This window comes from Stutzerimonas kunmingensis (genome assembly GCF_002929225.1).
Taxonomy (GTDB): domain Bacteria; phylum Pseudomonadota; class Gammaproteobacteria; order Pseudomonadales; family Pseudomonadaceae; genus Stutzerimonas.
Genome location: NZ_PISM01000014.1, coordinates 538,996 through 564,292 on the forward strand (window position 1 = coordinate 538,996; position 25,297 = coordinate 564,292).

Genomic DNA, 25,297 nt, shown 5'->3' on the forward strand with positions numbered 1-25,297 from the left:
CCCGGATAAAATTCGGCCACACCTAACGCGCCGCTTCCATCCGCCTGGGCGCCGGATGAAAGAAGATGTGTTCGACCACCGGGCCGACGGCGATCTGGCCGATCTCCTCGTAGCCCTGCCGCTGGTAGAAATTCAGGTAGCGTGGGTTGCCGGTATCGATCACCAGCCCCTGGGAAGTTTCATCCTCGGCGCACCACTCGTGCACCGCCTGCAATAGCTGCTCACCATATTGCTGCCCCTGAAACTGCGGATGCACACCGAGCAACGGCAGCAGATGTACCGCGCCGGTCGGCAGACACGCCAGTACCGCCGCGTGGTAGTCCAGATAGCGCCTGGTGCAGCGGAACCCGGCGGTCAGCAGCATGCGCGCGCGCCAGGCCCAGCTTTCGGTGACATCCAGCCGCCGTTGCGGCGGCGCGATCAGCGCGACGGCTATCAGGCGGTCGTCCAGCAACAGCCCGAGTGCTGGTTGCTGCTGCAGGAAATGCTGGTTTACCAGCTCCCGCACAGTCGCGCGCACGCGCTGCTGATAGCCGGGCCGGTCCGCCTCGAACAGGTAGGCAAAGGTCGGTTCGTGACGGTACGCGTGATACAGCAGCGAACGGGTTTCGCGGTCATAACCACTATCGAGCGTGCGAACCTCGGCAGACATCGGCATGGCAACTCTCGGCTTTTTCCAGAGGGATGCTTGCAACTTAGCAGCGCTTCGCCCGCCCCGCCACGCCGCCGGAGCACCTGCCGTTCACGCTGCTCCAAAGACAATGCCGTTGCTGTCTGTTTCAGCGCGAAACTTGGTATGCACGGCGCCGCGGCTCTAGAATCGGCATTCTTTGCCCACGACAGATCGGCATCGGCAGCGCCGCGCCGGGTGTCCTTCCCCCTTGAGCCTCAGCCAGCCTTCACGGAATCCCATGAAAATCGTTTCCTTCAATATCAATGGATTACGCGCAAGACCTCACCAGCTTTCTGCGATCATTGAAAAGCATCAGCCGGACGTCATCGGCCTTCAGGAAACCAAGGTTTCTGACGAACAGTTTCCCCAGGCGGAGATCGAGGCGCTCGGCTACCACGTCCACTATCACGGGCAGAAAGGCCACTACGGCGTCGCCCTGCTCTCGCGCCAGGCACCACTGGAGATCCACAAGGGCTTTCCCAGCGATGGCGAGGAGTCGCAGAAGCGCTTCATCTGGGGCCGCTTCGCCGATGCCGGTGGCCAGCAGGTAACCGTGATGAACGGCTACTTCCCCCAGGGCGAAAGCCGCGCCCATCCGGTGAAGTTTCCCGCCAAGACCAAGTTCTACGCTGACCTGCAGGCGTTGCTCGAACAGCAGTTCCGCCCCGAGGAATCGCTCGCGCTGATGGGCGACTTCAATATCTCCCCGCAGGACTGCGACATCGGCATCGGCGAAGTGAACGCCAAGCGCTGGCTGCGCACCGGCAAATGCAGCTTCCTCCCCGAGGAGCGCGAGTGGCTCGAGCGCCTGAAGGGCTGGGGACTGCAGGACAGCTTCCGCACCCTCAACCCGGAAGTGGTCGATCGCTTCAGCTGGTTCGACTATCGCAGCCGCGGTTTCGAGGACGACCCGCGCCGCGGCCTGCGCATCGACTACATCCTGACCACCGCAGCGCTGCACCAACGCGTGATCGAGTGCGGCGTCGACTACGACATCCGCGCGATGGAGAAACCTTCCGACCACTGCCCGGTGTGGATCGAGCTGCGCTGACGACCGCTGCGCAATTCCGGCAGCGCCGCCCGCGCTGTCATTTATTGGTAACCGAACCGTCTTAATCTCGCGACCTTCTACAAGGAGGTCGCGAGATGACGCCACGTGTGTTTGGACGGTTCTGGAATCGGGCACTGCCCCTGCTGCTGGTCACGCTGGGCAGCGCCTCCAGCGAAAGTTTCGCCGCCCCACCCACCCCGCCAGACGGATCGGCCGTACTGCGCATTCACGGCTCCAACACCGTGGGTGCCAAGCTGGCACCGATGCTGGTGGCGGGCCTGTTCGAGGCCAAGAGCCTGCAGTCGGTCCGCATCGCCCCGGCCGGCAAGGAAAACGAGCAGCGCATCACTGCCCTCGACGAGCGCGGTCGGACTGTGCAGGCACTGGTCGCCGCGCATGGCACCGGTACCGGATTCGCTGGGCTAAAAGACGGTACTGCCGATCTCGCCGCTGCTTCGCGTTCGATCAAACAGAGCGAAGCGCAGAGCCTCTCCGCCCTGGGCGACATGCGCAGCGCCGAGAGCGAACAGGTCATCGCTATCGATGGCCTGGCGGTGATCGTCCACCCCGATAACCCGGTGCAGTCCCTCAGCGTGGAGCAGGTGGCGCACCTGTTCGCCGGGCAGATCGCCAACTGGCGGGAGCTGGGCGGCGCGGACGTTGCCGTCGAGCTGCACGCGCGTGATGACCAGTCCGGCACCTACGACACCTTCAAGGAGCTGGTGCTGAACAGTCAGGGGCAGGCACTGGCCACCAGCGCCGTGCGCTATGAATCCAACGACGCCCTGTCCCAGGCGGTCAGCCGCCGTAGCGGCGCCATCGGCTTCGTCGGTCTCGCCTCCGTCGGCAAGTCGAAAGCGCTGGCAATCACCGACGGCGATTCCCAGCCCATGCCGCCGAGCCAGGCGCTGGTCGCCACCGAGGACTACCCGCTGTCGCGCCGGCTGTTCCTCTACGCCGATCCCCAGAAGCAGTCCGCATGGACCCGCGAGTTCCTGAGCTTCGTGCACAGCCCGGAAGGACAGGCCATCGTCGAGAAATCCGGTTACGTGGCCCAGGCCATCGCGCCGATCAGGCTGCCGCTACAGACGACGATGCCCGAGGCCTATCAGCAGCTGGCCAAGGAGGCACAGCGACTGACCGTTAACTTCCGCTTCGCCGAAGGCAGCGCGCAACTGGACAACAAGGCCCAACGCGATGTGCAGCGTTTGATCGACTATCTCAACAGCCACGACAAGCAGATGAACGCTGCGGTGCTGGTCGGCTTCGGCGACGCCCGCAACGATCCCGCGCGGACTGCATTGCTGTCCAAACTGCGCGCCATGGCGGTGCGTCGCGAACTGGCGCGTGGTGGCATCCTTGTAAAGGAAATCAATGGCTTGGGCGATCAACTTCCAGTGGCATCTAACAGCGAAGCTGGCCGCATCAAGAATCGCCGCGTCGAAGTCTGGGTGTACTGAAACGAGTGCAAGATCGTATCGGCCGCCAGCCGCGGGCGTACTGTCCCGGTGCAGGCGGCGGGTTTAAGCTCGGGCGATTTCCGCCAGCAGGAATCGTCCATGTACCTCGTCTGTGGTGAAGCGCTTTTCGATGTGTTCGCGGCCTCGACCGACAGCCGCAGTCGCCTGCATCTCGAAGCCGTTGCAGGTGGCTCGCCGTTCAACGTTGCCGTCGGGCTGGCCCGGTTGGGCGCGCAGGCCGCGCTGCTCGGTGGGCTCTCCCGCGATCATTTCGGTCAGCGCCTGCTAGAGCTGCTGCAGGAAGAAGGCGTTGCCACCGAGCATCTCGCCATCTTCGATGCGCCGACCACCCTGGCGATGGTCGCCATCGGCGCCGATGGCAGTCCGGTCTACACCTTTCGCGGCGAAGGCTGTGCCGATCGCCTGTTGCATACCGAACAGCTGCAGCCGCTGCCTGCTGGCATTCGCGGCATCCATTTCGGTTCCTATTCGCTGGTGACGCCGCCGATTGCCGATACGCTGCTGGCCTTGCTACATCGCGAGCATGCCCAGCGCCTGATTTCACTCGATCCGAACATTCGCCTCAACGTCGAGCCCAACCTCGAACGCTGGCGCGAGCGGGTCGAGGCATTCGCCGAACGCGCACATCTGATCAAGGTCAGCGACGAGGACATGGCCCTGCTCTATCCGGGCGTTGCGCCAGCGAGTATCGCCCAGCGCTGGCTGGACCATCACGCAGAGCTGGTGGTGCTAACCCGCGGTGCCGACGGCGCACAGCTCTTCAGCCGCAAGCACGGCCAGCTGCATGTGGCCGCGCATGCGGTGACGGTGCGTGACACCGTGGGAGCCGGCGACACCTTCCAGGCCGCGTTGCTCGCCTACCTGGCCGAACAGCAGCTTGACTCGCCGCACGGGCTCGCACAGATGGGACCTGCGCAACTGCAGGCCATGCTCGCCTTCGCCAGCAGCGCTGCCGCCATCACCTGTTCCCGGCGTGGTCCGGACCTGCCCTACCGATACGAAATTGTCTGACCGGTTTGGCCGTTGCGCCCTCAGCAGCTATAACCCTTCGTGGCCTTTCACGACAACGGACCCTGCATGAGAGCGTTGAAGATTACCGACCCGTCCTACGAGCTGATGGACGACCACCACGGCAACTCGCTGATCTATCGCGAGCACGGGTTCCCCTGCCCGCTGGTGCGCTGGCACAACCACAAGGAGTACGAGCTGCATCTGATCGTCGCCAGCTCCGGCAAGGTGTTCGTCGGCGACTACGTAGGTAATTTCGGCCCGGACAGCCTGTTCCTCACCGGCCCGCACCTGCCGCACAACTGGATCAGCCAGGTCGAGGACGGCGAGGTCGTGGCCAAACGCGACATGCTGGTCAACTTCACGGACGAGATGCTCGAAGCGGGCCACGCTGTCTTCTCCGAGCTGCGGACCTTCACGCCGATGCTCGAGCGCTCGCGCTACGGCATCGAGTTTCGCTGTCCGCAGACCATCGCCCAGGCACGCCAGCTGATGCAGCAGATCGCCGACAGCCGCGGCGCCACCCGCCTCGGCTATTTCCTGATCATGCTCGAGCTGCTTGCCAGGTGCGACGACTACCAGCTGCTCTCCGGCGCCACTTCGGCACAGTTGAGCGACGAGCAGCAGGCCGACCGGACCAACATGGCGGTCAACTACATCTTCGAACACTACATGCGCGAGCTGCCGCTGGAGGAAGTCGCCAGCCATCTCGGCATGAAACCCACCTACTTCTCGCGCTTCTTCAAGCGCGCCACCGGGCGCTGCTACGTCGAGTTCGTCAACAGCCTGCGCATCAGCAAATCCTGCGAACTGCTGCTCGATCAAGACAAGCCGGTCACGGATGTCTGCTTCGAATCGGGTTTCAACAACCTGTCCAATTTCAATCGCCGCTTCCAGCAGCTCAAGGGCATGACCCCATCGTGCTATCGACGCCTGGTCAAACAACGCCTGACCGAGCAGAACCTGGCCAGCTGATACGCTTCCGGCCGGCCGGCACCAGCGCCCTCTTCCTCGCCCGCTGCTCTACTCGCGTCGTTATGATCGTGGCAAAGCCTCGTTCTTGAGCCCCTGCGACAGGTCTGGACGGTGCCGCTGCGGGCAGCCCACTGCGGTCAAGCGAGTGCAAAAAAGTATCGAAGCGAGTGCAGTCACGGCTTTGTCGCGCGGCCACTGCCGGCGTTGTAATGCCTGCCAGACGCTCGTAGCGCAGTACGCGGGTAACAACAAAAACAATAAGTGCTTCCAGGCCCTGATCTGGAAGAGGAGTCCACGAATGAAAGCATTCAACTTGCTGCTCGGTACCGCCTGCATGGCCTCGATTGCGCTGGCCCAGGCCGCCGAAACGCTCACCGTTGCCACCGTCAACAACGCGGACATGATCCGCATGCAGCGCCTATCCAAGACCTTCGAAAAGCAGAATCCCGACATCAAGCTCAACTGGGTGGTGCTCGAAGAGAACGTGCTGCGCCAACGCCTGACCACTGACATCGCAACTGACGGCGGCCAGTTCGACGTGCTGACGATCGGCATGTACGAAGCCTCGCTCTGGGGCGATAAGGGTTGGCTGGCGCCGATGAAGGACCTTCCCGAAGACTACGATCTGGATGATGTCTTCCCTTCGGTACGTGAGGGCCTTTCGGTCGACGGGACGCTCTACGCCCTGCCGTTCTATGCCGAAAGCTCGATGACCTACTACCGTACCGACCTGTTCGAACAGGCCGGTCTGGACATGCCCGAGCACCCGACCTGGACTCAGATCGCCGAGTTTGCCGAAAAGCTGCACAAGCCTGGCGAGGACCAGTACGGCATCTGCCTGCGCGGCAAGGCCGGCTGGGGCGAGAACATGGCGCTGGTCACTACCGTCGCCAACGCCTTCGGCGCGCGCTGGTTCGACGAGAAGTGGCAACCCGAATTCGACGGTCCCGAATGGACCAAGGCCGCCAACTTCTACGTGGACCTGTTGAGCAAGTACGGTCCGCCAGGCGCTTCCAGCAATGGCTTCAACGAAAACCTGGCCCTGTTCAACAGCGGCAAGTGCGCCATGTGGGTCGACGCAACGGTCGCCGGTTCCTTCGTGACTGACGAATCACAAAGCAAGGTCGCCGACAAGGTCGGTTTCACCTTCGCCCCGCAGGAGGAGACCGACAAGGGTTCGGCCTGGCTGTACTCCTGGGCACTGGCGATCCCCACCAGCTCGCAGCAGCAGGACGCAGCCAAGCTGTTCACTGCCTGGGCGACCTCCAAGGACTACGCCAAGCTCGTTGCCGAAACCGATGGCGTGACCAACGTGCCACCGGGCACGCGCGAGTCCACCTACAACGAGCAGTACATGGCCGCAGCGCCGTTCGCCAAGATCACCCTGGAGTCGTTGAAGCAGGCTGATCCCGCTTCGCCTTCCGCCAAGCCTGTGCCCTATGTCGGCATCCAGCTGGTCACCATTCCGGAGTTCCAGGCCATCGGTACCCAGGTCGGCAAGATGTTCTCCGCGGCGCTAACCGGGCAGATGCCGGTCGAGCAGATGCTCACGGCTGTGCAGCAGTCGACCACGCGCGAGATGAAGCGCGCCGGCTATCCCAAGTAAGCATCCAAAGTAGGCAATGTCCCTTCCTAATCGAAGGTGAACACCGGACAGGGCTCGCTCGAGCCCTCATGGCCTTCTTTCAGCCGGAGCACCCCCATGGCCACCTCATCCGCAGCCTTGCCCAAGGCACCTGTCACCGAAACGGCAAGCGAGCCGAGCGAACGCAAGCCACGCCGCTTCGGCCCCAGCTGGTTTCTCGTCAGCCCGTCCGTTGCGCTGTTGCTGCTGTGGATGCTGGTTCCGCTGTCGATGACTGTCTACTTCTCGGTGATTCGCTACAACCTGCTCTACCCCGGTGAGAACGATTTCGTCGGGCTGGAGAACTTCCATTACTTCCTGACCGATGCCGGCTTTATGCCCGGCATGGTCAACACCCTGATCCTGGTCGGCAGCGTGCTGCTGATCAGCGTAGTGCTTGGCGTGCTGATCTCGGCATTGCTCGAGGCGGCAGACTTCGCCGGGCGTGGCATCGTTCGCGTCATGCTCATTTCGCCGTTCTTCATCATGCCCACCGTGAGCGCGCTGGTCTGGAAGAACCTCATCTACCATCCGGTCTCGGGCATTCTCGCGGCGGTGTGGAAGTTCTTCGGCGCGCAGCCGGTGGACTGGCTTGCACAGCACCCGCTGGCGTCCATCGTGATCATCGTGTCCTGGCAGTGGCTGCCCTTCGCGATCCTCATTCTGATGACCGCCATGCAGTCCCTGGATCAGGAGCAGAAGGAAGCCGCCCGCCTCGATGGTGCCGGCCCCATCGCGATCTTCTGGCATCTGACCTTGCCCCACCTGGCCCGGCCCATCGCTGTGGTGGTGATGATCGAAACCATATTCCTGCTTTCGGTATTCGCCGAGATCTTCACCACCACCAGCGGTGGTCCCGGCTACGCATCCACCAACCTCGCCTACCTGATCTACAACCAGGCGCTGCTGCAGTTCGATGTCGGCATGGCCTCGGCCGGCGGCTTGATTGCGGTGGTGATCGCCAACATCGCGGCGATCATCCTGGTGCGGATGCTCGGCAAGAATCTCACCGAAAAATATTGAGGACAGACCGATGCTGACGCTCAAACAAAGTCGCCGCCTCAACACCCTGGTGGTCGGGCTGTTCGCCTGGGCCGTGGCGCTGCTGCTGTTCTTCCCGATCTTCTGGATGCTGCTCACCAGCCAGAAGACCGAGATCGACGCCTTCGCCACGCCGCCGCAGTTCATCTTCACGCCCACGCTGGAAAACTACCTGCACATCCAAGACCGCAGCGGCTATTTCAAGTACGCGTGGAATTCGGTGACCATTTCCTTCGGCGCGACCGCCCTGGGCATGCTGATCGCCATTCCCGCCGCGTACTCGATGGCATTCTACGAGACCAAGCGCACCAAGGGCACGCTGCTCTGGATGCTCTCGACCAAGATGCTGCCGCCGGTGGGCGTGCTGGTGCCGATCTATCTCTTGGCCAAGCAGTTCGGCCTGCTCGATAGCCGCGCTGTGCTGATCATCATCTACACGCTGATCAACCTGCCGATCCTGGTGTGGATGATCTACACCTACTTCAAGGACATCCCGCGCGACATCCTCGAAGCGGCGCGCATGGACGGCGCCACGCTGATGCAGGAAATGGTTCGCGTGCTTCTGCCGATCAGTAAGGGCGGGCTCGCTTCGACCATGCTGCTGTCGCTGATCCTGTGCTGGAACGAAGCCTTCTGGTCATTGAACCTGACGTCCTCCAATGCAGCCCCGCTGACCGCGCTGATCGCCTCCTACTCCAGTCCCGAAGGCCTGTTCTGGGCCAAGCTCTCGGCCGTCTCCACCCTCGCCTGCGCCCCCATCCTGATCTTCGGCTGGATCAGCCAGAAGCAGCTGGTGCGCGGCCTGTCGTTCGGCGCCGTGAAATGAGCGCCGCCTGACAACCAAGTACAACTGAGGATTCGAACATGGCAGACCTGAAGATCCACAACCTGAAGAAAGGCTTCGACGGCAACGACATCATCAAGGGCATAGACCTCGACATCCGCGACCGCGAATTCGTGGTCTTCGTCGGGCCCTCCGGCTGTGGCAAGTCCACTCTGCTGCGCCTGATCGCCGGGCTCGAGGAGGTCAGCAGCGGGCGGATCGAACTGGACGGGCGCGACATCACCGATGTCAGCCCGGCCAAGCGCGACCTGGCCATGGTGTTCCAGACCTACGCGCTGTATCCGCACATGACGGTGCGCAAGAACATGTCGTTCGCCCTGGATCTCGCCGGGGCGGACAAGCAGGAGGTGGCGCGCAAGATCGAAGCCGCCGCGCGCACCCTGGAGCTGGAACCGCTGCTCGAACGCAAGCCGCGACAACTGTCCGGCGGCCAGCGCCAGCGCGTCGCCATTGGCCGCGCCATCGTGCGCAACCCCAAGGTCTTCCTGTTCGACGAGCCCCTGTCGAACCTCGATGCCGCGCTGCGCGTGCAGATGCGTCTGGAGCTGTCGCGCCTGCACCAGGAACTGCAGGCGACGATGATCTACGTGACCCATGACCAGGTCGAGGCCATGACCCTCGCCGACAAGGTGGTCGTGCTCAACGGCGGGCGAATCGAGCAGGTCGGCTCGCCCATGGAGCTTTATCACCAGCCGGCCAACCTCTTCGTCGCCGGCTTTCTCGGCACACCGAAGATGGGCTTTCTCAAGGGCCGCGCAAGCCGTGTCGAAGCCAGCGGCTGCGAAGTCGAGCTCGACGCCGGTTGCCGTCTGTTCCTGCCGGTGAGCGGCGCCACGCTGAAGACCGGCGATCCGGTCACCCTCGGCATCCGCCCGGAACACCTCAACCGTGGCAGCGAAGGCAACTGCCAGTTGACCGTGAAGGCCGACGTCAGCGAGCGGCTGGGCAGCGACACCTACTGCCACGTGGTCACCGGCAACAGCGAGCAGCTGACCATGCGCATCCGCGGCGACTTCACCCCGCGCTATGGCGAGTCGCTGTCGCTGACATTGGAAGCCGACCATTGCCACCTCTTCGACAGCAATGGCGTTGCAGTCGGCCAGTCGCTACAGCAGGCGGCCTGACCGACCCATAGCCACCCGATCCCTGACTTACCGGCAGATCGCTGCGCCCGCAATGGCAGCGATCCGGCCCCGGCTTTTCCACATTCAAGCCCAGCGAGGCCCGAGATGAAGTTGAACGAAGCGAATCTGCCACAGCTGCCGGGCCCTATCGCGCGCCCCGACTACCACCTGGCAGAGATCACCACCGGCATCGCCCACATCGGCGTGGGCGGTTTTCACCGCGCCCACCAGGCGGCCTACACCGATGCACTGATGAACACCGGCGAGGGGCTGGAGTGGGGCATCTGCGGCATCGGCACACGCGCCGAGGAGCGCGCGATGCGCGATGCACTGGCCGCGCAGGACTACCTCTACACCCTGGTCAAGCTCGACGACCGGCCTGACACCGAGGTCAGGGTGATCGGCAGCATTCGCGACATGCTGCTGGTGGGCGAGGATGGTTCCGAGGCGGTGGTTGCCCGCCTGGCCGATCCGGCGATTCGCATCGTCTCGCTGACCATCACCGAGGGCGGCTATTGCCTGGACGACAGCACCGGCCAATTCAATGCGCAACTGCCGCAAATCCAACATGACCTGCAGCACCCGCGCAGCCCGGTTAGCGTGTTTGGCCTGCTCTGCGCGGCCCTGGCCAAGCGCCGCGGCGGCGGCGTCGGGCCCTTCACGGTGATGTCCTGCGACAACCTCCCCCACAACGGCGACGTAACCCGCAAGGCTACGCTGGCCTTCGCCAGCCTGGTCGACCCCGACCTAGCCGGCTGGATCGAGCGCAACGTCAGCTTCCCCAACGCCATGGTCGACCGCATCACGCCCATGACCAGCGCGGCCCATCGCCAGGACCTGGAGCGTCAGCACGGCCTCGATGACGCCTGGCCGGTGGTCTGCGAACCCTTCGTGCAATGGGTACTGGAAGACCGCTTCGTCGCCGGCCGTCCGGCCTGGGAAAAGGTCGGCGTGCAGTTCACCAACGACGTTTCGCCCTACGAGGAGATGAAGATCAAGCTGCTCAACGGCAGCCACCTCGCGCTGACCTACCTCGGCTTCCTGCGCGGTTATCGCTTCGTCCACGAAACCATGGCCGATCCGCTGTTCGTCGAGTACATCCGACGCTACATGGACGAGGACGTCACCCCACAACTGGCTCCCGTGCCCGGCATCGATCTCGCTCGCTACAAGCAGACGCTGATCGAGCGCTTCTCCAACCGTGCCATCGCCGATCAGCTGGAACGGGTGTGCTCCGATGGCTCGTCGAAGTTTCCCAAGTTCAGCGTGCCGACCATCGACCGCCTGATCGCCGATAACGCTGGCCTGGACCGGGCCGCCTTGGTGGTCGCCGCCTGGGCGCTGTATCTGCGGGGCGTCGATGAAAACGGCGAGCAGTACCGCATCCCCGATCCGCGCGCAGATTTCTGCCAGTCTCTCGTCGAGGAAGACGACGGCCTCGCCGAACGCCTGCTCGGGCGCGAGGAGATCTTCGGCACGCAGATTCCGCGCTCACTCGCCTTTCGCAAAGCCTTCGAGCGCAACCTGCTGCGGCTGCGCACGCTGGGGGTCAGCGGCACCCTTGATCTATTGCTGACGCAGTGACGGGGTACGGCATGTTTCTCGGGATCGATTGCGGCACCCAGGGCACCAAGGCGCTGTTGCTCGACGCCAGCAACGGGCGCGTGCTCGGCCAGGGCTCGGCCGGCCACGATCTTATCAGCGGGCCCAATGGCCGGCGCGAGCAGGACACCGAGCAGTGGACCGCCGCCTTCGCCAGTGCTACCGCCGCGGCACTGGCCGAGGCCGGAGTCGACGGCGGGGCCGTGCTGGGCATTGGTGTCTCCGGGCAGCAGCATGGCCTGGTCACGCTCGATGCCGCGGGCCGCGTGTTGCGCCCGGCCAAGCTCTGGTGCGACACGGAGTCGGCTACGGAGAATCAGCGCCTGCTCGACTGGCTGGGCGGTGAACAGGGTTCGCTGCAGCGCCTCGGTATCGTCATCGCACCGGGCTACACGGTGTCCAAGCTGCTGTGGATGAAGGAGCAGCATCCCGCGCTGTTCGCACGCATCGCCCATATCCTGCTGCCCCACGACTACCTCAACTACTGGCTGACCGGACGGTGCGCGAGCGAATACGGCGATGCCTCCGGCACCGGCTATTTCGACGTGCGCGCGCGGCAATGGGCACCCGAGATCCTGCGCCATATCGATGCCGAGGGTCGTCTGGAGGCCGCGCTGCCCGAGCTGATCGAACCCCATCAGCCGGTCGGCCGGCTACGCCCCGAACTTGCCGTCCGGCTGGGCCTGAACTCCCAGGCCATCGTGGCGAGCGGCGGTGGCGACAACATGATGGGCGCCATCGGCACCGACAACATCCGCCCCGGCGCGATCACCATGAGCCTGGGAACCTCCGGCACACTCTACGCGTTCTCCGGGGAACCTCGGATCAGTCCGCAGCCATCAGTTGCGACGTTCTGCTCGTCCAGCGGGGGCTGGCTGCCGCTGATATGCACCATGAACCTGACCAACGCCAACGTGGCGATACGCGAACTGCTGGAGCTGGACCTCGATGCGTTCAACGCGCTGGTGGCGCAGGCGCCGATCGGTTGCGAAGGCGTCACGATGCTGCCGTTTCTCAACGGCGAGCGCGTCCCCGCCCTGCCCCAGGCCAGCGCCAGCCTGCACGGCCTGACCGCCGACAACCTGAGCCGCGCCAACCTCTGCCGCGCCGTGCTCGAAGGCGTGACCTTCGGCCTGCGCTATGGGCTGGATCTGCTACGCGAAAACGGCATTCGCAGCGAAAGAATCCAGCTGATCGGCGGCGGCGCAAAGAACCCGCTTTGGCGGCAGATCGTCGCCGACATGATGGCCACGCCGGTGGTCTGCACCCGCCACAGCGAAGCCGCGGCGCTGGGTGGCGCGATCCAGGCGGCGTGGTGCCATGCCAGACAGCGCGATCCCGCGGCGAGCCTCGCCGAGCTGTGCCAGCGCTGTGTCAGCCTCGACGAGACCACGGCCGTCGCGCCTGACGCCGCCGCGGTTCTGGCCTACGAGCAGGCCTATCGGCGTTATCGGCAACTGGTAGCCAGCATCTACGGTCAGCAGACAGCACCGGACCTGACGCCGGTCACCTCTTGATGCGCAGCGCTCGGTCGGCAGGCAAATAGCTCATAAAAAAGGCAAAGCCACGGCGTGTGGCTTTGCCTTTGGTCCTGCGCCTGGGACGACGCCTCAGCGGCTGCGCAGCGCCTCGCGCGGCACGTACTTGCCCAGCTCGTGACGGGCGATGGCCACCCGATGCACCTCGTCCGGGCCATCGGCCAGGCGCAGCGTGCGCTGCATCGCCCACCAGTGCGCCAGCGGGAAGTCCTCGGAAACACCGGCGCCGCCGTGAATCTGGATGGCGCGATCGATGACCTTCAACGCAACATTGGGTGCGACCACCTTGATCTGGGCGATCTCGCTGGCGGCAATCTTGTTGCCTACGGTATCCATCATGTACGCCGCGTTCAGCGTCAGCAGGCGCGCCATGTTGATCTCGATGCGGCACTCGGCGATGTAATCGAAGTTGGCACCCAGCCGGGCCAGCGGCTTGCCGAAGGCGGTGCGGCTGACGGCGCGTTCGCACATCAGCTTCAGTGCACGTTCAGCAACGCCGATAGAGCGCATGCAGTGGTGGATGCGGCCTGGGCCAAGACGGCCCTGGGCGATCTCGAAGCCGCGCCCTTCACCGAGAATGACGTTCTCGTAGGGCACTCGCACGTTCTCCAGCAGCACCTCAGCGTGGCCATGCGGGGCATCGTCGTAGCCGAACACCGGCAGCGGGCGCAGCACCTTGACGCCGGGGGTGTCCATCGGCACCAGGATCATCGAGTGCTGGGCATGGCGCGGCGCGTCCGGGTTGGTCAGGCCCATGAAGATCATGATCTTGCAGCGCGGGTCGCAGGCACCGGAGGTCCACCACTTGCGACCGTTGATGACCCACTCGTCGCCCTCGCGCACCGCGCGGGCTTCCATGTTGGTGGCGTCGGACGAAGCCACGCCCGGCTCGGTCATGCCGAAGGCCGAACGGATTTCGCCGCGCAGCAACGGTTCCAGCCACTCGCGCTTCTGCGCCTCGCTGCCGTAGCGCACCAGCACTTCCATGTTGCCGGTATCCGGCGCCGAGCAGTTGAACGCCTCCGGGCCAAGCCCCGAGCTACCCATGATTTCCGCCAGCGGCGCGTATTCGGTGTTGGTCAGGCCGGCGCCCAGTTCCGATTCCGGCAGAAACAGGTTCCACAGCCCTTCTGCCTTGGCCTTGGCCTTGAGCTCCTCGACGATAGCGGTCGGCTGCCAGCGGTCACCTTCGGCGACCTGCTGGTAGAACACCTTTTCGGCGGGATAGACGTGAGCATCCATGAACGCTTGCACGCGCTCTCTCAGCTCTTGAACCTTCGGGGAGTAGGCGAAATTCATGGGCGACAACCTTCTGGCAGGTAATGTTTTGTAGTTTTGAATGCTAGAGGAGGCCTGGTGATTTATCTAAGCTATTTTCCTCGTGTATAAACATTCATCACCGATATATGATCGGCGAATTCCGATACACGCCGGAGAGCACAACAATGAACCTGAACAAGGTCGATCTGAATCTATTCATCGTCTTCGATGCCATCTACACCGAAGCGAACCTGACACGCGCCGGGCAGATCGTCGGCATCACCCAGCCCGCCGTTTCCAACGCCCTCGCCCGCCTGCGCGAAACCTTCAACGACCCGCTGTTCGTGCGCACCGCGCAGGGCATGGTGCCGACGCCAATGGCGCAGAACATCATCGGCCCGGTGCGCAATGCGCTGCAGCTGCTGCGGGTGTCGGTGCAGGAAAGCCGGACCTTCAGCCCGGCGCAGGCGAACAAGACCTTCCGCATCAGCATGACCGACCTCACCGAGGCGGTGATGCTGCCGCCGCTGTTCCAGCGCCTGCGCCGTCTGGCACCGAACGTGAAGATCGAGAGCATGCTGGCCAAGCGTCGCGAGACGACCAAGGAACTGGCTGCCGGCCGCCTGGATTTCGCCATGGATGCACCGCTCAATACCGACCCGCAGGTGCGCCACGTCAAGCTGCTGGAAGATCGCTACATCTGCGCCATGCGCCGTGGCCACCCGCTGGCCAAGGACAAGCTGACCCTGGAGCAGTACCTGTCGCTGTCGCACATCCATATTTCCAGCCGCCGCAGCGGGCTCGGTCTGGTGGATCTGGCGTTGGGCAAGATGGGTCTGCAGCGCAAGATCGCCCTGCGCTCACAGCACTACCTGATGGCGACCCAGGTGATCGACCAGACCGACATGGCTGTGACCGTTCCCGAGCGTTTCGCCCGCCGCCACAACCTGCATCAGGTCGATCTGCCGGTGGACATCATGCCGCTGGAAACCCACATCTACTGGCATGAAAGCACCGATCAGGACCCGGCCAACCGCTGGATGCGCGAGCAGATGATCGAGATCGCCCAGCAGGTCACCGCGCAGCAGGATCTTTGACGCGCTGGCGGGTGAAAGCCCGCCTCAGGCGCTGTCGCGCATCACCACTTCGAAACCCACATCGATACAACGCTCGGCAGGCTGCTGACCTCGCATCAGGCTCAGCAGCATCTGCGCCGCCAGCTCGCCGATCTCGCCACGCCGGGTGCGCACCGTGCTCAGCGCCGGATGCATCCAGGCCGCCGCCGGCAGGTCGTTGAAACCGGCAATCGCCAAACGCCCCGGCACGTCGAGCCCCAGCTGATGGGCGCGAAACAGCGCCCCCAGAGCCAGGTCGTCGTTGTTGAAGAACACTGCGTCGATTTCCGAATGCTGCGCCAGCAGCCGATCCAGCAGCTCCGCGCCAAGCCCAATGGACGACAGCTGCGGCGTCAGCAACTCCAGTGTTGGCTCATAGCGTCCGGCCTGGCGCATGGCCAGACGGTAGCCTTCGGCGCGTTGCAGGGTCCGAGGGTCGAGCTGCGCGGCGGCGAAGGCGACGTGACGGTAGCCACGCTCCAACAGCGTGCGGGTCATGGCGACGCCAGCTTCCAGTTGCGAGAAGCCGACGCAATAGTCATCCGGCCGCTCGCTCAGCTCCATCAGCGTAACCATCGGTGCGGTGTAGTTGGCCAGCACTGCACGGGCGGCATCGCTGCGCTCGAACCCGGTGATCAGCAAGCCGGCCGGCTGATGCGCCAGATAGGCACGCAGCAGCCGCTCGTCCTCTTCGGGCCGGTAGTGGCTGACGCCGATCATCATTTCGTAACCCGCCGGCATCAGCACGCGCTGGATAGCCTCGACGGTGTCGACGAACACTGCGTTGGACAGCGAAGGGATGATCACCGCCACCAGATTGGAACGCGAACTGGCCAGGCTGCGCGCCGCGGGATGCGGCACGTAGCCGAGCGCCTTGACCGCCTGCTCGATACGCTCACGCAATGCATCGGAAACGAGATCCGGTTGCGACAGCGCGCGCGATGCCGACATCAGCGAGCAGCCGGCACTGCGTGCGACATCCGAGAGGGTTACCCGCTCGGCAGAGCGGCGTCGGCGTGTGGTCATGCGCGTTCCATTGGTCGAAAGCGGCGGATTCTAGCAGCGGGCATTCTGGGGGCGCTTCCTAAAGTGCGGCCTTTTCCACTTCGGCCTGCACCTGATCGAACAGGTCCTGGCCGACCGCATCGATCACCGTCTGGATCGCCGGCTGCGCCTTCTCGCGCATGCGGTGGATCTCCTCGGGACTGACCTCGTTGATCTGCATGCCACGCTCCTTCAGCGCCGCCAACGCCTGACTGGCCTCGCGACGGGTGTCCTCGCGCTCGGCATCGCGGGCCTTTTCCGCAGCGTCCATGAGGATGCCCTGCTCAGTCGCGGACAGCCCGTCCCACCAGCGCTTGGACACCGTGACGATCCAGGGGCTGTAGACGTGATTGGTCACGCTCAGGTACTTCTGCACCTCATAGAACTTCGACGAGAGGATGGTGTTGTAGGGGTTTTCCTGGCCGTCGACCGCCTTGGTTTCCAGCGCGGTGAACAGCTCGGAGAACGGCAGCGGCACCGCATTGGCGCCCATGCGCTTGAAGGTGTCGATGAAAACCGGATTGGGCATCACGCGCAGCTTGATGCCCTCGAAGTCCTCGAGCTTCTCGATCGGCCGCGCACTGTTGGTCACGTTACGAAAACCGTTCTCCCAGTACACCAGCCCGACCAGGCCCTTCTCCTCGAGTTTGTCCATCACCTGCCTGCCTACCGGGCCGTCCAGTACCTGATCCGCCTGGCGCGGATCGGTGAACAGGAACGGCGTATCCCACACCGCCATCTCCTGGCTGATGCCGACCAGCGTCGCGGTCGAGCCGACCATCATCTCCTGCGCGCCGCCGATCAGCGCGTTCTGCATCTGGTCGTCCGAACCGAGGCTGGCGGAGGCGAAGGTGCGCACCTTCAGCTTGCCGCCGGAGGCCTTGGCCACTTCCTCAGCCAGCAGCTTGGCCGCCCTGCCCTGATTGCTGTCTTCGTTGAGGCCGTAACCGAAGCGGATCATGCGTGGGCGGATGTCGTCCGCCGCCTGCGCGTAACCGAGGCTGAGTGTGCTGCCGAGCACGGCGGCGGCCAGGGTGCTGATGAGAAGTCGTTTCATGTCGCGTTACCTTCTTGTTGTTGGACGTTGGGTTGTTGAGCGCTTGGTTGCACGACCGGCGTTACCGCAGCCAGGCCAGGGGTACGGTGATGATCGAGGGCACGGCGATAAGCAGCCCGACGATCACCAGATATATAAGGAAGAACGGCATGACACCGCGCACCAGGGTTTCCATGCGCAGCCGGCCGATGCCGCCGACCACGTTGAGCACCGTGCCCACCGGCGGCGTGATCAGCCCGATGGACCCGATCAGCACGAACATCACACCGAAGTACACCGGATCGATGCCGGCCTTGATCGCGATCGGCGCCAGCACCGGACCGAGGATCAGGATGGTCGGGGTCAGGTCCAGCACCATGCCGACGGCGATCATCAGCAGCATGATGGCGATCATCAGCAGTTTCGGGTCCTGCGCCAGCGGGCCGAGCATTGCAGCGATCTCGTCGGGCAGCTGCGCCAGGGTGATCATGTACGCCGACACCGTCGCGGCGGCGCAGAGGAACATCACCGAGGCCGTGGTGCGGCTGGCACGGGTCAGCACCTCGACCAGCCCGGCCCAGTTCAGCTCGCGGTACAGCAGGGTCGAAACGGCCAGGGCATAGACGGCGGCGACCACCGCCGCTTCGGTCGGGGTGAACAGGCCGCCACGCAGCCCGCCGACGATGATCACTGGCAGCATCAGCGCGGCAGCACCGTCGACCAGCACACGACGGCGCTCGGCGGCGCTGGCCTTTTCCTGTTTCGGTTCGTCGATCCGCCGGGCGATCAGCGTCCAGGCAACGATCAGGCCCATGCCCATGATCAGCCCCGGCACCATGCCGGCGAGAAACAGCTGGCTGATCGAAGTACCGGTGACCACGCCGTAGATCACGAACGGCATCGACGGCGGAATGATCGGCGCGATGATCCCGCCTGCCGCCACCAGGCCCGATGACGAACTCAGCGGGTAGCCGCGCTCGCGCATCATCGGCAGCAACAGCGTCGCCAGCGCGGCGGTATCGGCCAGGGCCGAGCCGGACATGCTGGCCAGCAGCACCGAAGCGGCAATCGCCACGTAACCCAGGCCGCCACGCTTGTGACCGAAATAGGCCTGCGCCATGGCGATGATGCGCCGCGAGATGCCGCCGGCATTCATCAGCTCGCCAGCAAGGATGAAGAACGGCACCGCCAGCAGCGGGAAGCTGTCAGCGCCGGCCTGAAGGTTCTGAGCCAACAGCTGCACGTCCCAGAAATCCAGGTACCACATCAGCACCGAGCCGGTGAGCAGCAGCGCGAAGGCGATGGGCATGCCAAGCGTCATGAAGCCCAGCAGCGATGAAAGGAAGACGACGACGGTCATACAAGGTCCTCGGTTGGGCAGTGCCCGTATTGTTCTGAATGCGGCGTCGCTTCAGTCCGCGGTGACATTCGCAGCGGCGGTGGCCGATGGCTGATCGCGCCGCCAGACATTGACCAGCTGCACCAGCGCCAGTACCGCCAGCGCGACCATGCTGGCGGCCACGGGCAACATCGCCAGGCCCAGCGGATAGCCGACTACCGGGCTGTTGATGGTCCAGCCGAACTGCATCTGATTCCAACCACCCCAGGCCGCCAGGCAGCTCGCAGCTGCCACCAGCAGCCAGCTGAGAGAGTCGACGACGCGGCGGAACAGCCGCGGGAAACGGTCGCGCAGCATGGAAAAGCTCATCAGCTCGCCGCGGCGCATGCTGGAAGCGACGCCGACGAACACCAGCCAGACGAACGCCAGCCGCGACAGCTCCTCGGCGCCGGTCCAACCGGTGCCGAAGGCGTAACGCAGCACCACGCTGGAAAACACCACGATGACCATGAAGGCCATCAGCGCGGCCATCAGCCAGTCGGTCAGACGGTCGAAGTGTTGCGCGACCGTGCCGCTGTAGATCGGCTCGTTGGTCAAAGGCGGCGCCGTGGTAGCGCTATCAAACGGACGCGAAGAAAGATCGACACGGGTTTCGATCAGCTCATCCAGACCGGCGCCCTGCATCCATTCGACGATCTGGCGCAAGACGACCTCGCGCGGTTGACTGGCATCCACCGTCAGTACGCCGGGTTCGCCCTCGGGTGATTCGAGGGTGGCGAATTGGCTGTCGACCAGGGAAATCGGCATGAAATGCCCCGCCCTGCCACCGACTCGCTGTATGGCGGTTTCGTAATCGATGGCCAGATGGGCGAAACGCAGCTCCGGGACCGCGCTGCGCAGCAACTCCCGGTAGCTGCGCTTGAGCGCCGAGCAAGCCAGCACGAAGCCGCTGCCCGCCGCCAGGGTGCGTTGCATTTCGGCGATCAGCGCGTGCAGCCACTCCACGCGATCGGCATCGGACAGCGGCGTGCCGGCACGCATGCGCGCCACGTTCTCTGCCGGATGAAAGTTGTCCGCTTCGATGTGCGGCAGGCCGAGCGCGTCGGCTACGGCGTGGCTGGTGTCCGTCTTGCCGGAACCGCTGACGCCCATGACGACCAGAACCGGAAGCGCGGAAGCCTTTGAGGTATGCACTGAAGGCATGCGAGGAATCCATTGTTTTGCTTGTTTGGCCCAATGTTAGCGCTATCACGCATCACGATAGAACTACCGCTCGTCGACCATACGGTCACGAAACGGCTGTTTTCGCACGGCATTGCGGTCGACATTCGCGGCGGCAAGACTACAATCGCGCCCCTGTGCAATCGAGGACACCGAGCATGCCCAAAGCCATGTGCCGCCACATTCTGGTCAAGACTGAGGCCGAAGCCGCGCAGCTGAAAAAGCGCATCGCCAATGGCGAAGCATTCGACGTGCTGGCGCGCAAATACTCGACCTGCCCGTCCGGCAAGAAAGGTGGCGACCTCGGCGAAGTGCGCCCGGGGCAGATGGTGCGCAGCATTGATCAGGTGATTTTCAAGAAGCCGCTGCGCGAAGTGCACGGCCCGGTAAAGAGCCAGTTCGGCTACCACCTGGTGCAGGTGTTCTACCGCGACTGAGCCAGCGCTCAGCCAAAGCGCTGCAGCTGCATCTCCCGCAGACGGCTGAGCGTGCGGCGGAACGGGAATGCCAGATAGCCCTCGGTATACAGCTCGTCCAGTGCCACCTCGGCTTCGATATAGAGAGGAATCCGCCGGTCGTAGCACTCGTCCACCAGCGCGATGAAGCGGCGCACGGCATCATCCCGCGCGGCGAGCCTGGGCAACTGGCGGTCACCCGCCGCCACCCGCGCGGCTCCATCCTCGGTGCCGCGGGCAATGCGCTCATCGCGCTGCGTGCCGCCGAGCCTAGGCACGTCACCAATCAGGATCGCTGCGAAGCGGTCGCACAGTTCAATGAAATCCAGAGCCGAGAACGGCTGCTCGCAGAGATCGGCGAAGCGGCACCAGAGCACCGATTCGCTGCGCCGCACGACGTCGAGCTGGCGACGGCTGAGGACCAGTGGCTCGATGCTGTACGCTCCATCGACCAGCGCCTCGAACGTCGCGACCAGTGCGCTGCCACTGTCGGACGGGGCGATCCAGTAGCGCTGCAGCGCAGCGCCAGGACGCAGGCGGTGATCGGCGCCACCATCCACATTCAGCACATGCATGTGCTCCACGATGGCATCGATGGCCGGCAGAAAACGCTCGCGATTGAAGCCGTCGGCGTACAGCTGCTCCGGCGGCTGGTTGGAGGTAGCAACGATCACCACGCCGTGCTCGAAGAGCACCTGGAACAGGCGTCCCAGGATGATCGCGTCGCCGATGTCACCGACAAACAGCTCGTCGAAGCACAGTACGCGAATTTCTTCCGATAGCTCTTTGGCCAATGCTTGCAACGGGTCCGCCGTGCCGTTGAGCTGGAACAGCCGGATATGCACCCAGCGCATGAAGTGATGGAAATGCTGCCGCCGCGACGGAATCGTCAGGCTTGCGTGAAACAGGTCCATTAGCCAGGTCTTGCCACGCCCGACCGGGCCCCAGAGATAGACACCAAGCGGCAGGTCCGCACCTGAAACCAGTGCCTCATGACAGGCCTGGAGCCGTTCGACAGCGCGCTGCTGTGCCGCATCAGGCACGAAACCGTCTTGCGTAATGGCCTGCTGATAACGTTCAAGGGGCGAGTCGACGTGCATGATCGTCCGGCGCAAAAGCCGCCATGGTAGCGCGCGACCGCTCAGTTGTGCCCGTCCTGCAGCAGTCGCTCGGCCTGGGCGCCGAGCTGCTCCACCAGCATCGCCTGCGCCGGTAGCAGCTGCTCGTGAACACGGGTCAACGCATAGACCGGCACGCTGATGGCCGGCTCGAGCAGACGGGCCTGCACCTCGCCGCCAGTGGCGGCCAGCGCGGTGAACGGATCGACCAGCGCCACGCCCTGCCCCGCGGACACCAGCTGTCGCGCCAGCTGATAGGTCTGCACCCAGGTAACGACGCGCGGCGGCGGAATGAGTTCCTCGATGTGGCCGCGCAACAGGCTGCCCAGTGCATCGCGGGCGTCGATGCCGATCAGCGCTTTACCCGCCAAGGCCTGCAGCCGCAGCGGGCTGTGCAGTTCATCCGGCGGCCACCAGCCAGGCGGCGCGATCACGCGCATGCGTCCCTCGGCCAATAACTGACTGCTCAGTCCCGGATGCTCTACCGCCTGCGACGTCAGCCCGAGATCGGCTTCACGCAGCAACAGGGCTTCGACGATTTCCGCCGTGTGCTGCGTGGCGAGCTGACAGACCGTCCGTGGAAATCGCTCGCGCCAGGCGCGAAACGCCTGTGGCAGCAGCGCCTGAGCCAGCGCCGGCGTGCAGATCAGGCGCAGTGCGCACTCCTCGCCCCGGCCGAGGTTGTCTGCAAGCCGCCGCAGATTCTGCAGGTCGATGGCCAGGCGTTCGGTCTGCTGCTGCAACACGCGTGCCTCGGCGGTGGGCTGCAGCTTGCCGCGCACTCGGTCGAACAGTGCAAAGCCCAGCTGCTGCTCGGCATGCTTGAGAATCTTGCTCGCCGCCGGCTGGGAGATATGCAGCAGCTCGGCCGCGGCCGTCAGGCTGCCGGTTTGCAGGATCGCCTGGAACAGTTCGATATGACGCAGCCGCATGCATGTCCCTCCTTCAGTCGATCGAGCATAACCGCAGGTTATGGGAGCGCTCCATCCTTTCATTGGCCGCCCTGCTGGCCCGCGGCCTAGGCTGGGCTGATCGAGTCGGAGGAGCGGTTGCATGCGGGTAGCAGTCATCGGCGCAGGGGTCATCGGGCTTGCCACGGCCTATTCATTGGTGCGCCAGGGGCACAGCGTGGAGCTGATCGAACGGCGCGACGATGTTGCCCTGGAAACCAGCTTCGCCAATGGCGGGCAGCTCAGCTATCGCTACGTTTCGCCCCTGGCCGATGCCGGCGTGCCGCTGCAGGCGATTGGCTGGATGCTGCGCGGAGCCGATGCCCCGTTGCGCTTCCGACCGCAGGCGAGCCTGCATCAGTGGCGCTGGTGCCTGCAGTTCCTGCTGGCATGCCGGCGTTCGGTCAATCGGCGCAACGCGGCTCATCTGCTGCGTCTGGCCCTGCACAGCCAGCAGATCCTGCGCAGCTGGCGCGAGCAGGACCAGCTGGACGGCTTCGCCTGGCGCGCCAACGGCAAACTGGTGATCTATCGCGATCAACACAGCCTGCACAAGGGCGCGGCGGCCATCGACGACGATTCCGGGCAGCGCCTGCTGGACGCCGCGCAATGCGTCGACGTCGAGCCGGCGCTGGCGCCGTTGGCGGCATCGCTGCACGGCGGCATCTATTCGCCCGGCGACGAGGTTGCCGATTGCCATCTGTTCTGCACCGAACTGCTGCGGCGACTGCGGGCATCACCTGCGTTTCATCTGCATACCGGCCAATCGGTGAGCGCATTGCGCAGCGAAGGCAAGCGCGTCCGCGCGGTCGTGCTCGGGCGCGATGAAATCGCCGTCGACCATCTGGTAGTCGCGGCCGGCACCGGCAGCGTCTGGCTGCTTCGGCCACTGGGTATCGACCTGCCGATTTACCCGCTCAAGGGCTACAGCCTGACCGTTGGGCTGGCCGACCAGGACCGCGTGCCGCAAACCAACGTCACCGACTACGACAACAAGGTCGTCTACGCCCGCCTCGATGACCAGCTGCGCGTCGCGGCGATGGTGGATATCGCCGGCTGGGACGCCGGGCTCGACCAGCAGCGCATCGCCACCCTGCAACGTCTGGCCGGTGCGACCTTCCCCGGCGCCGGCGACTACCAACACGCGCGGCAGTGGGCAGGCCTGCGTCCGGCGACGCCCCAAGGCACACCACTGCTTGGCCGCAGCGGCTTCGACAATCTCTGGCTCAACGTCGGCCACGGCAGCCTCGGTTTCACCCTGGCCTGTGGCAGCGCCGACCTGCTCACCAGCGTAATCGGCGGATCACCACCCGCTGTCTCCCTGGACGGCTTGAGCCTGCCCGCCTGACCACTCAAAGAGGAAACCGATATGACCTTGCAACGCATCGAGAGCAATCCACGCATGTCAGCCGCAGTCGTTCATGCAGATCTTGTGTTCCTCGCCGGCCAGGTCCCGGACGACCGCGGCCTAGGTGCCGCCGGACAGACCCGCGAGGTGTTGGCGAAGATCGACCGGTTGCTGGCCGCCGCCGGCTCTAGTCGCGAGCACCTGCTCAGCGCGCAGATCTGGCTGAAAGACATCGACGCCGACTTCGCCGCCATGAACGAGGTATGGATCGACTGGCTGCCAGCAGGCTGCGCACCGGCACGCGCGACGGTGCAGGCGCGTCTGGCCTCACCCGAGGTGCTGGTCGAGATCATGGTGATCGCTGCGCGCGCCTGACCACAGCGGTCTATCGTTCCTGCGCCGGCCAACCACAGTTGCAACCACCCAAAATACAAACAAGAGGGAATCGCAATGAACCACCAGATCCGTAACGGCCTGTTCGGCATCACCCTGGTCGGCGTGCTCGCCAGCGCCTTGGCAAGCACCAGCGTGCTGGCACAGGAGCGCTTCGTCACCATCGGCACCGGAGGGCAGACTGGCGTGTATTACACCGCCGGCCAGTCGGTGTGCCGCTTCCTCAATCGTGCCGAGGTGAAGCCCGCCATCAAATGCAACGCACCCTCGACCGCGGGCAGCGTGACCAACATCGTGTCGTTGCACAAAGGCGAGTACGACTTCGGCTTCATCCAATCCGACCATCAGCACAAGGCGCTGCAGGGCCTGGCGCCCTTCGACAAGGAAGGCGCCGTCGAACTGCGCGCGGTGTTCTCACTGCAATCGGAGATTCTCACCGTGGTCGTTCGCAACGACAGCGGCATCACCGATCTGGCTGGACTCGAAGGCAAGCGGGTGAACATCGGCGTGCCCGGCTCGGGCAGTCGCGACACCTTCGAGGAAGTCATGCAGGCCAAGGGCTGGACGAATGCCAGCTTCGCCCTGGCCGCGGAACTCAAACCGGCGGAAATGGCTTCCGCCTTGGGTGACAACAACCTTGACGCCATCACCTATGTAGTCGGCCATCCGAGCGGTGCGATCCAGGAAGCCTTGACTAATGTAAAGGCCAGGATCATTCCGGTGCAGGGCGCAGAGATCGACAGCCTGCTGGCCAAGGCCGATTACTACAGCGCAGTGGAAATCCCCGCCGGGCTCTACCCGGGCGTGGAAGGCGCCATTCCGTCGATTGGCGGCAAGGCCGTGCTGGCGACCACCAGCAAGACCGATCCGGAGGTCGTCTATCAGCTGGTCAAGTCGGTGTTCGACAACCTCGACAGGTTCAAGCGCCTGCATCCGGCATTTGCCGATCTAAAGGCCGAAGACATGATTCGCGTCGGACTGACTGCGCCACTGCACGAGGGCGCCGAGCGTTATTACAAAGAGAAAGGTTGGCTGTAGGACAACGAGATCAGCGGGC

The 25,297-nt window shown here is 64.3% G+C and carries 23 protein-coding genes; 15 read left to right on the plus strand and 8 right to left on the minus strand.

Features of this window, described 5'->3' with window-relative positions; all coding sequences use genetic code 11:
• Nucleotides 1-22 precede the first annotated feature (22 nt).
• The gene (locus CW305_RS09115) at nt 23-658 is read right to left on the minus strand and encodes a GNAT family N-acetyltransferase (RefSeq protein WP_042928139.1); all 636 of its coding nucleotides are present in this window, start codon (nt 656-658) and stop codon (nt 23-25) included.
• A 253-nt stretch (nt 659-911) separates the two neighbouring features.
• Here CW305_RS09115 and xthA point away from each other — a divergent pair, with 253 nt between their 5' ends.
• The 10 genes from xthA to xylB all read left to right on the plus strand — a co-directional run bounded on the left by xthA (nt 912) and on the right by xylB (nt 12,940).
• Nucleotides 912-1,724 (plus strand): exodeoxyribonuclease III, encoded by an 813-nt coding sequence (xthA, locus tag CW305_RS09120; protein ID WP_044314492.1) that lies wholly within the window; start codon nt 912-914, stop codon nt 1,722-1,724.
• Between the two features lie 95 nt (nt 1,725-1,819).
• Nucleotides 1,820-3,184 (plus strand): substrate-binding domain-containing protein, encoded by a 1,365-nt coding sequence (locus tag CW305_RS09125; RefSeq protein WP_104097701.1) that lies wholly within the window; start codon nt 1,820-1,822, stop codon nt 3,182-3,184.
• 99 nt (nt 3,185-3,283) lie between these two features.
• A complete protein-coding gene (locus CW305_RS09130; protein ID WP_104097702.1) occupies nt 3,284-4,216 on the plus strand; it encodes a carbohydrate kinase family protein in 933 nt (310 codons plus the stop codon).
• 66 nt (nt 4,217-4,282) lie between these two features.
• Complete coding sequence (locus CW305_RS09135; protein WP_104097703.1) at nt 4,283-5,188, plus strand: AraC family transcriptional regulator; 906 nt, start codon at nt 4,283-4,285, stop codon at nt 5,186-5,188.
• A 298-nt stretch (nt 5,189-5,486) separates the two neighbouring features.
• Nucleotides 5,487-6,794, plus strand: a complete 1,308-nt coding sequence (locus CW305_RS09140; protein ID WP_104097704.1) for an ABC transporter substrate-binding protein — start codon at nt 5,487-5,489, stop codon at nt 6,792-6,794.
• A 96-nt stretch (nt 6,795-6,890) separates the two neighbouring features.
• Complete coding sequence (locus tag CW305_RS09145) at nt 6,891-7,835, plus strand: carbohydrate ABC transporter permease (RefSeq protein WP_104097705.1); 945 nt, start codon at nt 6,891-6,893, stop codon at nt 7,833-7,835.
• A gap of 10 nt (nt 7,836-7,845) precedes the next feature.
• Nucleotides 7,846-8,679: a carbohydrate ABC transporter permease gene (locus tag CW305_RS09150; protein ID WP_104097706.1), complete on the plus strand. Its 834-nt coding sequence runs from the start codon at nt 7,846-7,848 to the stop codon at nt 8,677-8,679.
• 38 nt (nt 8,680-8,717) lie between these two features.
• The gene (locus tag CW305_RS09155; RefSeq protein ID WP_104097707.1) at nt 8,718-9,821 is read left to right on the plus strand and encodes an ABC transporter ATP-binding protein; all 1,104 of its coding nucleotides are present in this window, start codon (nt 8,718-8,720) and stop codon (nt 9,819-9,821) included.
• Between the two features lie 105 nt (nt 9,822-9,926).
• The gene (locus tag CW305_RS09160; RefSeq protein WP_104097708.1) at nt 9,927-11,405 is read left to right on the plus strand and encodes a mannitol dehydrogenase family protein; all 1,479 of its coding nucleotides are present in this window, start codon (nt 9,927-9,929) and stop codon (nt 11,403-11,405) included.
• 11 nt (nt 11,406-11,416) lie between these two features.
• Nucleotides 11,417-12,940, plus strand: a complete 1,524-nt coding sequence (gene xylB, locus CW305_RS09165) for a xylulokinase (RefSeq protein WP_104097709.1) — start codon at nt 11,417-11,419, stop codon at nt 12,938-12,940.
• A 93-nt stretch (nt 12,941-13,033) separates the two neighbouring features.
• Here xylB and CW305_RS09170 read toward each other — a convergent pair whose 3' ends face one another.
• Nucleotides 13,034-14,260, minus strand: coding sequence for an acyl-CoA dehydrogenase (locus CW305_RS09170; RefSeq protein ID WP_003285077.1), 1,227 nt, complete (start codon nt 14,258-14,260; stop codon nt 13,034-13,036).
• A 146-nt stretch (nt 14,261-14,406) separates the two neighbouring features.
• Here CW305_RS09170 and CW305_RS09175 point away from each other — a divergent pair, with 146 nt between their 5' ends.
• Nucleotides 14,407-15,318, plus strand: coding sequence for a LysR family transcriptional regulator (locus CW305_RS09175; RefSeq protein ID WP_011913327.1), 912 nt, complete (start codon nt 14,407-14,409; stop codon nt 15,316-15,318).
• 24 nt (nt 15,319-15,342) lie between these two features.
• Here CW305_RS09175 and gntR read toward each other — a convergent pair whose 3' ends face one another.
• From gntR to CW305_RS09195, 4 genes are all read right to left on the minus strand, one after another.
• On the minus strand, nt 15,343-16,362 hold the full coding sequence (gntR, locus tag CW305_RS09180; RefSeq protein WP_104097710.1) for an HTH-type transcriptional regulator GntR: 1,020 nt from the start codon (nt 16,360-16,362) through the stop codon (nt 15,343-15,345).
• A 58-nt stretch (nt 16,363-16,420) separates the two neighbouring features.
• A complete protein-coding gene (locus CW305_RS09185; protein WP_104097711.1) occupies nt 16,421-17,437 on the minus strand; it encodes a TRAP transporter substrate-binding protein in 1,017 nt (338 codons plus the stop codon).
• Between the two features lie 61 nt (nt 17,438-17,498).
• Nucleotides 17,499-18,776 carry a TRAP transporter large permease gene (locus tag CW305_RS09190; protein WP_023445328.1) on the minus strand — a complete coding sequence of 426 codons (1,278 nt, stop codon included), beginning with the start codon at nt 18,774-18,776 and terminating at the stop codon, nt 17,499-17,501.
• 51 nt (nt 18,777-18,827) lie between these two features.
• Complete coding sequence (locus CW305_RS09195; RefSeq protein WP_104097712.1) at nt 18,828-19,958, minus strand: gluconokinase, GntK/IdnK-type; 1,131 nt, start codon at nt 19,956-19,958, stop codon at nt 18,828-18,830.
• Between the two features lie 176 nt (nt 19,959-20,134).
• Here CW305_RS09195 and CW305_RS09200 point away from each other — a divergent pair, with 176 nt between their 5' ends.
• Nucleotides 20,135-20,413 (plus strand): peptidylprolyl isomerase, encoded by a 279-nt coding sequence (locus CW305_RS09200; protein WP_003285081.1) that lies wholly within the window; start codon nt 20,135-20,137, stop codon nt 20,411-20,413.
• An 8-nt stretch (nt 20,414-20,421) separates the two neighbouring features.
• On the opposite strand, the gene zapE is transcribed toward CW305_RS09200, so the two are convergent.
• Both zapE and CW305_RS09210 read right to left on the minus strand, forming a co-directional pair.
• Complete coding sequence (gene zapE / locus CW305_RS09205; protein ID WP_104097713.1) at nt 20,422-21,531, minus strand: cell division protein ZapE; 1,110 nt, start codon at nt 21,529-21,531, stop codon at nt 20,422-20,424.
• 41 nt (nt 21,532-21,572) lie between these two features.
• On the minus strand, nt 21,573-22,481 hold the full coding sequence (locus CW305_RS09210) for a LysR family transcriptional regulator (RefSeq protein ID WP_104097714.1): 909 nt from the start codon (nt 22,479-22,481) through the stop codon (nt 21,573-21,575).
• Nucleotides 22,482-22,602: 121 nt separating this feature from the next.
• Here CW305_RS09210 and CW305_RS09215 point away from each other — a divergent pair, with 121 nt between their 5' ends.
• From CW305_RS09215 to CW305_RS09225, 3 genes are all read left to right on the plus strand, one after another.
• Nucleotides 22,603-23,847: a D-amino acid dehydrogenase gene (locus CW305_RS09215; RefSeq protein WP_104097715.1), complete on the plus strand. Its 1,245-nt coding sequence runs from the start codon at nt 22,603-22,605 to the stop codon at nt 23,845-23,847.
• A 21-nt stretch (nt 23,848-23,868) separates the two neighbouring features.
• Entirely contained in the window at nt 23,869-24,222 is a 354-nt protein-coding gene (locus CW305_RS09220; protein WP_104097716.1) for a RidA family protein, read from the plus strand.
• A 75-nt stretch (nt 24,223-24,297) separates the two neighbouring features.
• Nucleotides 24,298-25,278: a TAXI family TRAP transporter solute-binding subunit gene (locus tag CW305_RS09225; protein ID WP_104097717.1), complete on the plus strand. Its 981-nt coding sequence runs from the start codon at nt 24,298-24,300 to the stop codon at nt 25,276-25,278.
• The last annotated feature ends 19 nt before the right edge of the window (nt 25,279-25,297 follow it).